The 10891-nt window shown below is 67.7% G+C and carries 8 protein-coding genes; 2 read left to right on the top strand and 6 right to left on the bottom strand.

What is annotated here, in order from left to right:
• Nucleotides 1-160 precede the first annotated feature (160 nt).
• From clpB to KF833_20310, 4 genes are all read right to left on the bottom strand, one after another.
• Complete coding sequence (gene clpB, locus KF833_20325) at nucleotides 161-2767, bottom strand: ATP-dependent chaperone ClpB (GenBank protein MBX3747662.1); 2607 nt, start codon at nucleotides 2765-2767, stop codon at nucleotides 161-163.
• 183 nt (nucleotides 2768-2950) lie between these two features.
• Nucleotides 2951-3526 carry a hypothetical protein gene (locus KF833_20320; GenBank protein ID MBX3747661.1) on the bottom strand — a complete coding sequence of 192 codons (576 nt, stop codon included), beginning with the start codon at nucleotides 3524-3526 and terminating at the stop codon, nucleotides 2951-2953.
• 43 nt (nucleotides 3527-3569) lie between these two features.
• Nucleotides 3570-4595, bottom strand: a complete 1026-nt coding sequence (gene nadA, locus KF833_20315) for a quinolinate synthase NadA (GenBank protein ID MBX3747660.1) — start codon at nucleotides 4593-4595, stop codon at nucleotides 3570-3572.
• A 527-nt stretch (nucleotides 4596-5122) separates the two neighbouring features.
• Complete coding sequence (locus tag KF833_20310) at nucleotides 5123-6700, bottom strand: AbgT family transporter (GenBank protein MBX3747659.1); 1578 nt, start codon at nucleotides 6698-6700, stop codon at nucleotides 5123-5125.
• Between the two features lie 399 nt (nucleotides 6701-7099).
• Between KF833_20310 and KF833_20305 the strand changes: the two genes are divergently transcribed.
• Together KF833_20305 and KF833_20300 are read left to right on the top strand one after the other, a co-directional pair.
• Nucleotides 7100-7651 carry a hypothetical protein gene (locus tag KF833_20305; protein MBX3747658.1) on the top strand — a complete coding sequence of 184 codons (552 nt, stop codon included), beginning with the start codon at nucleotides 7100-7102 and terminating at the stop codon, nucleotides 7649-7651.
• A 3-nt stretch (nucleotides 7652-7654) separates the two neighbouring features.
• Nucleotides 7655-8338, top strand: coding sequence for a TIGR04282 family arsenosugar biosynthesis glycosyltransferase (locus KF833_20300; protein ID MBX3747657.1), 684 nt, complete (start codon nucleotides 7655-7657; stop codon nucleotides 8336-8338).
• Between the two features lie 158 nt (nucleotides 8339-8496).
• Here KF833_20300 and KF833_20295 read toward each other — a convergent pair whose 3' ends face one another.
• Complete coding sequence (locus tag KF833_20295) at nucleotides 8497-9474, bottom strand: LysR family transcriptional regulator (protein MBX3747656.1); 978 nt, start codon at nucleotides 9472-9474, stop codon at nucleotides 8497-8499.
• A gap of 14 nt (nucleotides 9475-9488) precedes the next feature.
• The gene (locus KF833_20290; protein ID MBX3747655.1) at nucleotides 9489-10853 is read right to left on the bottom strand and encodes a tetratricopeptide repeat protein; all 1365 of its coding nucleotides are present in this window, start codon (nucleotides 10851-10853) and stop codon (nucleotides 9489-9491) included.
• Nucleotides 10854-10891 lie beyond the last annotated feature (38 nt).

Here is a 10891-nt window from a genome sequence, read left to right as displayed (position 1 = left end):
TGCGTGTCCTGTGACTTTGCCGGGGTCGGTGCGGACTGGGCTGTCCGCGCTCCAAATGGATGCAGGGTGGACACTCTCTGTTCTCATCCTCGGGGTGCGTACGGTGCCCCTGGTCCGTGGGAGGGTCACCTCAATTCCTGATTCGCCCTTCGCCCGGACGTCATCCCTTTCGAAAGGCGAGCTGATTGTCGGCGACGGTGACGGCGACGCGGTCGCCGGGTTTGAATTCGCCATCGAGGAGTTTGAGGGCGAGGGGATCGAGGAGGAGATCCTGGATGGCGCGCTTGAGGGGGCGGGCGCCGAATTGGGGGTCGTGCCCTTCCTGGGCGAGGCGGCGACGGGCGGCCGGATCCAGCGTGAGTTCGAGCTGCATCGCGGCGAGGCGCTGTTCGAGCCGGGCGAGCTGGATTTCGACGATGCGGTCGAGGTCTTCGGCGCCGAGGCTGTGGAAGATGATGATGTCGTCGAGGCGGTTGAGGAATTCGGGTCGGAAGTGACCCTTGAGTTCGGTGCGCACGAGGCGTTCGAGTTCCTGCTGGTCGGCGGGGGTGGCGGGACCGGAGGCGGCGAACTCCTGGATGACCGGGGAGGCGATGTTGCTGGTGAGGATGATGATGGCGTTCTTGAAGTCCACGGTGCGGCCCTGTCCGTCGGTCAGGCGTCCGTCGTCGAGGACCTGGAGCAGGACATTGAAGACGTCGGAGTGGGCCTTTTCGATCTCATCGAAGAGGAGGACGGAGTAGGGGCGTCGGCGGACGGCTTCGGTGAGCTGGCCGCCCTCCTCGTAGCCGACGTAGCCTGGGGGGGCGCCGATGAGTCGCTGGACGGAGAACTTCTCCATGTACTCGGACATGTCGATGCGGACGAGGGCATGTTCGTCATCGAAGAGGAACTCGGCGAGGGCGCGGGCGAGTTCGGTTTTGCCGACGCCGGTGGGGCCGAGGAACATGAAGGTGCCGATGGGGCGGTTGGGGTCCTGAAGGCCGGAACGGGCGCGGCGGACGGCGTTGCTGACGACGTGGATGGCCTCGGGCTGGCCGACGACACGGCGGGCGAGGCGTTCCTCCATGCCGACGAGTTTGGCGCGTTCGCCCTCGATGAGCCGGGTGACGGGGATGCCGGTCCAGGAGGCGACGACCTTGGCGACATCCTCCTCGGCGACTTCGGTGTTGAGGAGGCGGGTGCCGGGAGGGGCGGACTGGAGGGCTTTTTCGGTTTCGGCGAGCCTGGTTTGGAGCTGGGGGAGGCGACCGTACTGGATTTCGGAGGCCTTGGCGAGGTCGCCGACGCGCCGGGCTTTTTCGAGTTCGAGTTTGGCGCTTTCGATCTCGCCGTTGACGACGGAGACGGCATCGAGGGCGGCCTTTTCGTTCTGCCACTGGGCCTTGAGGCGGCCGGACTGCTCGCGGAGGTTCGCAAGGTCGCGGTCGAGGCGCTGGAGGCGATCGCGGGAGGCGTCGTCCTTTTCCTTGCGGAGGGCGGTCTGTTCGATTTCGAGCTGGAGGATCTGGCGTTCGAGCTGGTCGATTTCGGTGGGCATGGAATCGAGTTCCATGCGGAGTCTTGAGGCGGCCTCGTCGATGAGGTCCACGGCCTTGTCGGGGAGGAAGCGGTCGCTGATGTAGCGATGGGAGAGGGTGGCGGCGGCGACGAGGGCGGCATCCTGGATGCGGACGCCGTGATGGACTTCGTAGCGTTCCTTGAGGCCGCGGAGGATGGCGATGGTGGCTTCGACGGAGGGTTCGGCGACCTGGACGGGCTGGAAGCGGCGTTCGAGGGCGGGGTCCTTTTCGATGTGGCGGCGGTATTCGTCGAGGGTGGTGGCGCCGATGCAGCGGAGTTCGCCGCGGGCGAGTTGCGGCTTGAGCATGTTGGCGGCGTCGGTGGCGCCCTCGGCCTTGCCGGCGCCGACGAGGGTGTGGAGTTCGTCGATGAAGAGGATGATGCGCCCCTGGCTGGAGGTGATTTCCTTGAGGAAGGCCTTGAGGCGGTCCTCGAATTCGCCGCGGTACTTGGCCCCGGCGATCATGGCGCCGAGGTCCATGGCGATCAGGGTGCGGTTACGGAGGGTTTCGGGGACGTCGCCGGCGACGATGCGGCGGGCGAGGCCTTCGGCGATGGCGGTCTTGCCGACGCCGGGTTCGCCGATGAGGACGGGGTTGTTCTTGGTGCGGCGGGTGAGGACCTGCATGACGCGGCGGATTTCGTCGTCGCGGCCAATGACGGGGTCGATCCTGCCCTGGCGGGCGAGGGCGGTGAGGTCGCGTCCGTACTTTTCGAGGGCCTGGAACTTGTCTTCGGGATTGGGGTCGGTGACGCGCTGGTTGCCGCGGAGTTGGGCGAGGGCGGAGAGGACGGCGTCGGGTTTGAGCCGATGGCGGCGGAAGATGGATTGGAGGGCGGGACCGCCTTCGTGAAGGAGGGCGAGGAGGAGATGTTCGGCGCTGATGAAGTCGTCGTGGAGCTTGCGGGCCTCGGTTTCGGCGGCGTCGAGGGTGCGTTTGAGGGCGTTGCTGGGGAAGAGGTCGGAGGAGGCGATGCCGGTGACCTTGGGGCGTCCGGCGAGTTCCTGCTGGAGATCGTTGACGAGTGACGGGACGGGGACGCCGAGCTGCTGGAGGAGCGGCTGGATGAGGCCGTCCGCCTGTCCGGCGAGGGCAAGGAGGAGGTGGACGGTGTCGAGTTCCTGGTGGGAGTTCTGGTAGGCGAGGTTCTGGGCGTCGCGCAGGGCGGCCTGGGCCTTGGTGGTGAAACGCTCGAAATTCATGGCCTTTCAACTACCGGGTCGGAGCCGGGCGTCAAGAGGCGCGGGGGGGCGGGGGGGCGGGGGGGTGAGGGAGGAGACCTGAAACCTGAGACCTGAAGCCTGAAGCCTGAAGCCTGAAGCCTGAAGCCTGAAGCCTGAAGCCTGAAGCCTGAAGACAGGGGGCCGGGGGGCTGAGGAAGGGGGTTACCAGAGGAAGGAGGTCATTTCGGCGACGGGTTGGTCGTCGCGGAGGAGACGGATGCGCCAGGAGAGGAGTTCGCCCAGGGCGGCGTAGTCGGGGCCAACGAGCGGGACGCGGGTCCACTGGGTGAACCGGGCGCGGGAGGTGGCGCGGGCGGAGAGGATGACGGGGGCGGCGGCGGGGGCGAGGGAACCGCGGAGTTCGAGGGAGAGATCGAAGGCGTAGGGGCCGCCGCGGGGCGGTCTCCAGAGGATGTCGAAGCGCATGCCCGAGCGGCGTTCCGGGTGGAGTCGCAGTTCGGCCTGGTAGGCGTCGCGATCGAACAGGCTGGGGTTGACGGTGTGGCGTCCGTCGAGGTCCAGGAAGTGGGGGAGAACCTTGAGGAGGCGGGGTTCGGGTCGGGAGGTTCGGGCGGCGGCCGTTTGGGCTTCCGCGGATGGGGCGATGGCGGGCAGGAGGCCTGCGAGGGACAGGGCGGCACGACGCAGCCAGGTGCGGCGGGAGGCGGCAGACGGGAGGCGGAGGGAACCTGGCTGTGTTGCGAGGTGCGGGCCTTCGAGGGAGGGAGGATGACGCATGGATGGGGGGGCCTGGGTGCGGGCGGCGTTCAGGCGGCAGTGTTCAGGCGGCGGTGGCCTGCGGGATGGGCGGGGTGGCGGAGAGCTGGAGCATCCGTTCGATGGGAAGGCGGGCGCGGTCCATGAGGGCCGGGTCGAGTTCGACTCGGGGTTCGAGGCGGTCGAGGCAGTCGTGGAGTTTTTCGAGGGTATTCAGCTTCATGAAGCGGCACTCGTTGCAACGGCAGTTCTCGGTGGGGGCCGCGATGAACGTCTTGTCCGGGCACTCCTTCTTGAGGCGGTGCAGCATGCCGGCTTCGGTGGCGATGATGATGGAGGAGGCCGGGGTGGCCTTGCACCAGGACACCATTTTCTCGGTGGAACAGACTTCGTCGGCGAGCATGCGGACGGCCTTGGTGCATTCGGGGTGGGCGACAAGGGGGGCGCCGGGGTGGCGGGCGCGGATCTCGGTGATGGCGCGGTGGGTCCACTCGACGTGGACGTAGCAGTTGCCTTTCCAGAGCGTCATGGGGCGGCCGGTCTGTTCCATGACCCAGCCTCCAAGGTTTTCGTCGGGGACGAAGAGGAGAGGGCGATCGGCGGGGGCGGCTTCGACGATGCGGACGGCGTTGCCGCTGGTGCAGATGACGTCACTGAGGGCTTTGACCGCAGCGGAGCAGTTGATGTAGGCGATGGTGTAGGGGTTGCCGAGGGTCTGTTGGAAGGCGGCGAGGCGGTCGGCGGGGCAGCTTTCCTCGAGGGAACAACCGGCATCGCGGTCGGGCAGGACGACGATCTTGCCGGGGTTCAGGATCTTGGCGGTTTCCGCCATGAAATGGACACCACAGAAGACGATGACCTCGGCGGAGGTCCGGGCCGCCTGCTGGGAAAGGCCGAGGGAATCGCCGACGTAATCGGCGACGTCCTGGATTTCGGGGACCTGGTAGTTGTGGGCGAGGATGACGGCGTTGCGGCTTTGCTTGAGGGCGAGGATTTCGCGGGAGAGGGCATCGAGGCGCTCGGGAGGGAGGACCGCCCGGGTGGGGAAGCGATCCGTGCCGGCGGCGAGGGGATCGGCGACATCAATCATGAGGGGAGTGTGGACTTCGGGGGACGGCGGGGCAACCGCCGCGAGGCGCCCGAGGAAACAGATAATGGGACCGGCATTGTACTGTTGATTGTTGACGGCTCGCGACAAGTGCATCCCCACCGCGGTTGGGCGGCATCTCGCTGGGGGTGGGGGAGGGTGGGCCGGGCTGGAGCGAGAAGGAGAAGGAGAAGGAGAAGTCTAATAATAAGACGGGCACAGTAATGTTGACGAGGCGATGCAATGAGACGGGCACAGTAATGTTGACGCGGATCCAATGGGGTTTGGCCTTCCCGGGGTGATGTCCCGGCTTCAGCGGGTCAGAGCCGTGTCGCGATTTCCTGCTGCGATCCCAGGCGCCGACACGCTAAAGCGCGGACACCCAACGGCGATTCTTCGTTCCCCTGCTGCGGGATGCTTTCCCGCGGGGGAACGGCGGCGGTGGAGCGAAGCCAGAGGTCTGGAGGGTGGGCAGATCCAACGTTTCCAACCGATCCAGGTCGGGGGATCGGGGAGGGGGGCGCGTGGGGTCAGGGCGCGGTGGGGTAGAGGACGTTGGCGCCGGGGCCCAGGGGCAGGTCGAGTGCGTACCAGCCGAGGAGGAGTGCGCACCAGGCGAGGAGGAAGGCGAGGGAGAAGGGAATCATGGCGGCGAGGAAGGTTCCGAGGCGCAGTCCCGGGGTCCATTGCTGGGCGAAGGCGAGGACGATGGGGAAATAGGGCATGAGGGGGGTGACGATGTTGGTGACGGAATCGCCGACGCGGTAGGAGGCCTGGGCCATTTCAGGGGAGAGACCGAGGCTCATCATGAGGGGGACGAGCACGGGGGACATGAGGGCCCACTTGGCGGAGGCCGAGCCGATGAAGAGGTTGACCGAGGCCCCGACGAGGACGACGCCGATGAGCAGCAGAGGGGTGGGCAGGCCGGAGGTTTTGAGGAGGTCAGCGCCGGAGACAGCCAGCATGAGGCCGAGATTGGACCACTTGAAATAGGCGATGAACTGGGCGGCGACGAAGGCGAGGACGATGTAGCCGCCCATCGAGGCCATGGTCTCGGAAAGCATGCGGTAGGCGATGCGGGCCGACGGGACGGAGCCGGTGAGGCGTCCGTACACGGCGCCGGGCAGGAGGAAGGCGACGGCCATGAGGGGGACGATCGAGCGGTAGAAGGGATCGAACGAACCTTCGGGGCCACGAAGGAAACCGTCGGCCGGCGCGGTGAGGGCGACGATGGCGGCGACGACGAGGAAGACGGTGAGGATGGCCCAGCGGGCGGCGGAGCGTTCGAGGGGGGAGAGGGCCGGGGTGGCCGGCGGGGCTGGGTTTCCCGGGGAGGGGGCCTGAGCGGGGACTGGAGGGGCGGTTGGCGGCCAGGGGCCGAGCCGCGGTTCGACAAGACGTTCGGAGACGAGGGTGCCGACCACGGTGAGGACGAGGGTCGAGGCGGCCATGAAGTAGTAGTTGGCGACCGCGTTGACGCGCAGGGCGGGATCGACAAGCTGGGCGGCGGACTCGGTGAAACCCGCCAGCATGGGGTCCACGGTGCCAATGAGGAGGTTGGCCGAGAATCCCCCGGACACGCCGGCGAAGGCGGCGCAGATCCCGGCGACCGGATGGCGTCCGACGCTGGCGAACACGGCTCCGGCGAGGGGGACGAGCACGACGTAGCCGGCGTCGGAGGCCACATTGCTGAGCATGCCGGCGAAGACCACGCCGGCGGTGACGATCCGTCGGGGCAGGGCATCGACAAGGAGCCGGAGGAGGACGGCGAGAAGTCCGCTCTTTTCGGCGAGTCCGACGCCGAGCAGGGCGACGAGAACGACGCCGAGCGGGGGGAAGTTGACGAACTTGGAGACCGCCTCGGTGAGCATGCGCTGGAGATACGGCGGGGTGAGGAGATTGACCGCCTGGAGGGGTTCGCCGGTGCCGGGATGGATGAGGGTCCAGCCGGCGGTGGCCGCGAGGGCGCTGGCGAGCGGGATGACGACGGCGATGACGACGAAGAGGACGACGGGTTCGGGCAGGCGATTGCCGATGCGCTCGATGCCGTTCAGGAAGCGGGCCACCCAGCCGTGGGGGACGGATGAGGAGGCGGAGTCGGAGGACATGCGCAGGGCGGATGGATTGGGGGGTCGGATGAAGGAGTGGGAATCGACTGCCGAACGGGCCCACTGCCATACCGGGAATCGTCAGGATGGCAACTCGAATGGGCGGTTCCAGGTCGCCCCCCGTGCATCCCGGAGTTGTGGGGAGAGGTGCGAACTTCGCCAAGCGTCGCTTCGGAGGGCCGAGTTCCACGAGGCCGCAACGGTGTGGAGCGTTGAAAGGTTCGAGTCCTGACGTCCGCGCCTACCGGGGATCGTCGGGGGGGAGTTGGGTTGAGGACTCGCAGAGCTCGTCCCTCCGATGTGCTGCCTCCTCACCCACAACTCCGGGATGCACCGCCGCCCGGTTCGCCCGGGCGGGGCGGCTTGGCGCGCGGACGGGCGGGCGATAGGGTCGCGGGGATGAACGTCACAGCGCTTCATGTGGGGATGCGGGTCCGGCATCCGAATTGCGGGACGGGGACGGTGAAGGCGATCGATGAGCAGTCGGCGACGGTGCAGTTCGACGACGGGGTGCGGCGGGAGGTGTCGCCGGAGGCGAGCGGGTTGCAGCCGGCGGAGGCGCATGCGGCGGTGAGCGGGCTCACGGTGACGCTGCAGCAGTTCGTCGAGGAGACGGTGCGGGCGGTGGTGGACCGGTTGGGGATCGAGCAGCCGGAGGTGGTGCGGGACGAGCTGGCGTCGCGCTGGCACGGGGGCCGGATGATTTTGCATCCCAACGACCCGACGCTGCAGACCAAGGAGGTGCCGCTGGACACGTTTTTCCACAAGATCGTGATGATGCGGAACAACCTGCGAACCCTGGAACAGAAGTTGAATTCCAGCCCGCGGCTGACCGACACGGAGAAGTTCGACTGGCAGGGGTACATCACGCGTTGTTACGGGTCGATGACGACGTTCAACGTGCTGTTCCGGCGGAAGGAGGATCAGTTCACCTCGAAGGGGGAGGACTGACCGGTGCCACGGGTGCCCGCGCCGGGGGCCGGGGGGACGCACCGGGTGGTGGTCTTTCTGAAGGCGCCCCGCCCGGGAGAGGTGAAGACGCGACTGGCCGCCGATCTCGATGCGGCGGCGGCGGCGGCCATCTACCGGGTGCTGGTTGAGCGGACGCTGTCGGTGGTGCTGGAGTCGGGGGTGGCGGACGTCGAACTGCGGTACACGCCCGACGAGGCGGGGGCGGAGATCCTGCCGTGGCTGCGTCCCGGATGGCGGATGGCGGCCCAGGGCGGGGGGGATCTGGGTGCCCGGCTGACGAGGGCGGTGACGGAGGCTGGGGCGGGGGGTGCGGAGCAGGTGCTGGTGGTGGGGACGGATTGTCCGGAACTGGGCGCGTCCGATTTCCAGGAGGCCATGCGGGCGTTGGAGGGGCACGATGTGGTGCTGGGTCCGGCGACGGATGGCGGCTACTGGCTGATCGGGATGCGGGGGGTGTGGCCGGTCCTGTTTCGGGACATTCCTTGGAGTACGGACCGGGTGCTGGCCGTGACCCGGATGCAGGCGGAGGGTGCGGGCTTGCGGGTGGCGCTGCTCGGGGAACGGGCGGATGTGGATACCTTGGCGGACTGGCGACGGTGGTTGCGAGGGGGCGGGGAGGAGGCTGGCCCGGCGGGGGCCGGGAGCGGTGAGCTGGCCAAGCCGTAGCCATGCAATAAGGTTGGGCGCGCTGGCATGATCTTTTCGGGCAAGAGCTTCGTCGTTCACTCGTACCGTATCCCGGTTCCGATACGCGCCTCGCTCACTCCCCGTCCTGCCCGAAGCTCTGCGGCGCCATCGCCTTCCTCCTGACTGCATGGAGAAGGCTAATGGGAGGGGGACGGCGACAACGGGTTGGGGCAGGGGGATTGGATGCGGGGGTCCGGGCGGGTGAGGGAGGCGAGCAGGCCGAGGCCGGCCTGGCGGGTGTGCTCGATGAAGAGGGTCTGGGGGAGGGAGAGGCGTTTGGTGCGGAGGGAGAGGGTGCCCCAGCGGCGGGTGAGGCGGCGGGGACCGAGGGGCACGCAGGTGAGGCGATCGCCGGCGAGGTCGGTGGCGGCGACCCAGCCGGCGAGGATGCCGACACCCATGCCGAGGGCGACCATGCGGCGGATGGCGGTGTAGCTGTCGCATTCGAGGATGACGGTGGGCTGGATGCCGTCGGCGGCGAAGTAGTCGTTGATGAGGTGCCAGGTGTAGGACTGGCGGCGGTAGGTGAGGAGGGGTTGGGAGCCAATGGCGGCGGGGTCGATGGGGGCGTGGGTGGCCCAGGGATGATCGAGGGGGGTGACGAAGGAGAGTTCGTCCTCGAAGAGGGGATGGTATTCGAAGCGTTCGTCGGGTTCGGTGCCGAGGACCACGGCGAGGTCCACGCGACCGGCAAGAAGTTCGGCGAGGGCCTCGTGGCGGTCGGCGGCGGTGAGGCTGATGACGGCGTTGGGGTACTGGCGCCGGATTTCGGCAAGGCAGGGGGGGAGGAGGAGGTCGCAGACGGAGCCCGGGGCGGCGATGCGGAGCTGGAACTGGCCCCAGTTGCGGAGGAGTTGGAGGGCGGCGTGGGCGGCCGCCATCTCGTGATTGATCTTCCCGACGTGATGGAGGAACTGCTCGCCAGCGGGGGTGAGCAGGACCTGGCGGCTGTTCCGTTCGAACAGCCGGCAGCCGACCCGGTTTTCGAGGGCGCGGATGGCATGGCTGATCGCGCTCTGGGAGACCTGAAGTTCGCGGGCGGTCTGGGTGAAGCTGCCGGTCTGGGCGAGGACGGAGAAGGCGAGGAGCTGGCGGCTGTCGAAGAGGGGCTGCATAGGGGGCGCGAGGGTCAGAGGCGCGCGGCACGGGCTGCGGCTTCGACCTTGGCGAGGAAGTCACCGACATGGGGTTGGGGTTGGAGGCCCTGGGCCCGGTTGAGGAGGCGGGAAGCGGCGGCGAAGTCGCGGTGGGCGACGCAGAGGCGGGCGTGCTGGATAAGGGCCTCGACCCGGACGTCCTCGACATTGGCGGCACGGACGAAGTGGAGTTCGGCGCGTTCGCGATCGTTCTTTTTCCAGTAGTAGTCGGCGAGGAGGAGAAGGGCGCGACCGTTGAGGGGATCCCGGGCGAGGACCTGCTGGAGGAGGCTGGCGGCTTCGTCGTTCTGGCCGCGGGCAAGCGCGACCTTGGCGAGGAGACCGAGGACTTCGAACTGATCGTTGGGCGGAAGACGGTCGGTGAGGCGTTCCTGGAGGCGTTTGAGATAGACCTCGGCTTCGGCCCAGGCGGAGCGGGAGGCAAGAATCCGGGCGGCACGGAGGGCACGTTCCATGTCCGTGGTCTGGCCTTTGAGGAGGTCGGAATAGGCCTCGACGGCGAGGTCGGGCTGGTTGGCGTTGATGTAGATGTCGCCGAGGAGGGCGAGGGAGATGGGGGTGGCCTGACCCATCTGGCGGACGACTTCGAGATTCACGGCGGCATCGGCGGGGCGGCCATTGGCGACGAAGGCATTGGCCTGAAGGAGCCAGAGGCTGGCTTCGGCGGGGTTTTCGGAGATGAGTTCGTCGAGGAGTCCGACGGCCTCGCCGTGTTGTCCGAGGTTGATCAGGCACTGGACCTTGCCGAGGCGCCAGTCACGGCTTTTGGGGGCGAACAGGAGGGCGGTGCGATAGGCGTCGAGGGCGCTGCTGACGGCGTTGTCCTGGAGATAGCAGTAGCCGACCAGTCCATAGATGTCGCCCTCGCCGCCACCGAGTTCGATGCAGCGGAGAAGGTGGGGGAGGGCGTCGCGGGGACGGCCCTGCTGAACGTAGAGCCGGCCGATGTTTTTGTGGGCCCGGAGGAAGGTGGGGAACTTCTGGAGGGCGGCCTGGTAGGCGGCGGCGGCCTCGTCGAGGTTGCCGGTTTGGAAGAGGAGATTGCCCAGGGTGAAGTCGAGGGCGCCGCTGCTGGTGGGTTTGATGGCGGCGCGGAGCTGGGTGATGGCGTTGGCGGGCTGGGACTGGATGACGGGGACGAGTTTTTCGAAGAGGGCCTTTTCCTCGGCGGAGATGCCGGGGTTGAGGCCGCTATCGAAGCCGTAGGTACCGAGGAAGCGGGAGACGAACTGGGGATTGCTCCAGGAGTTCTCGAAGAGGGGGCGGCCGGGTTCGGCGGCGTGGAGCGCGGCGAGGGAGAGGGAGAGACAGGCGATGAGGGGGATACGACGTTTCATGGGCAGAGGGGTGAGGATTACCGGGTTGCGAGGGGATG

This window comes from Verrucomicrobiia bacterium (genome assembly GCA_019634625.1).
In the GTDB taxonomy this organism is placed as follows: Bacteria; Verrucomicrobiota; Verrucomicrobiia; order Limisphaerales; family CAIMTB01; genus CAIMTB01.
The sequence above is the reverse complement of the archived record's forward strand: the minus strand, read 5'-3'. Positions and strand labels throughout refer to the sequence as shown.

Coding starts and splice junctions, on each gene's coding strand:
- clpB (MBX3747662.1), bottom strand. CDS start 2,767: ATGAATTTCGAGCGTTTCACCACCAAGGCCCAGGCCGCCCTGCGCGAC.
- KF833_20320 (MBX3747661.1), bottom strand. CDS start 3,526: ATGCGTCATCCTCCCTCCCTCGAAGGCCCGCACCTCGCAACACAGCCA.
- nadA (MBX3747660.1), bottom strand. CDS start 4,595: ATGATTGATGTCGCCGATCCCCTCGCCGCCGGCACGGATCGCTTCCCC.
- KF833_20310 (MBX3747659.1), bottom strand. CDS start 6,700: ATGTCCTCCGACTCCGCCTCCTCATCCGTCCCCCACGGCTGGGTGGCC.
- KF833_20305 (MBX3747658.1), top strand. CDS start 7,100: ATGAACGTCACAGCGCTTCATGTGGGGATGCGGGTCCGGCATCCGAAT.
- KF833_20295 (MBX3747656.1), bottom strand. CDS start 9,474: ATGCAGCCCCTCTTCGACAGCCGCCAGCTCCTCGCCTTCTCCGTCCTC.
- KF833_20290 (MBX3747655.1), bottom strand. CDS start 10,853: ATGAAACGTCGTATCCCCCTCATCGCCTGTCTCTCCCTCTCCCTCGCC.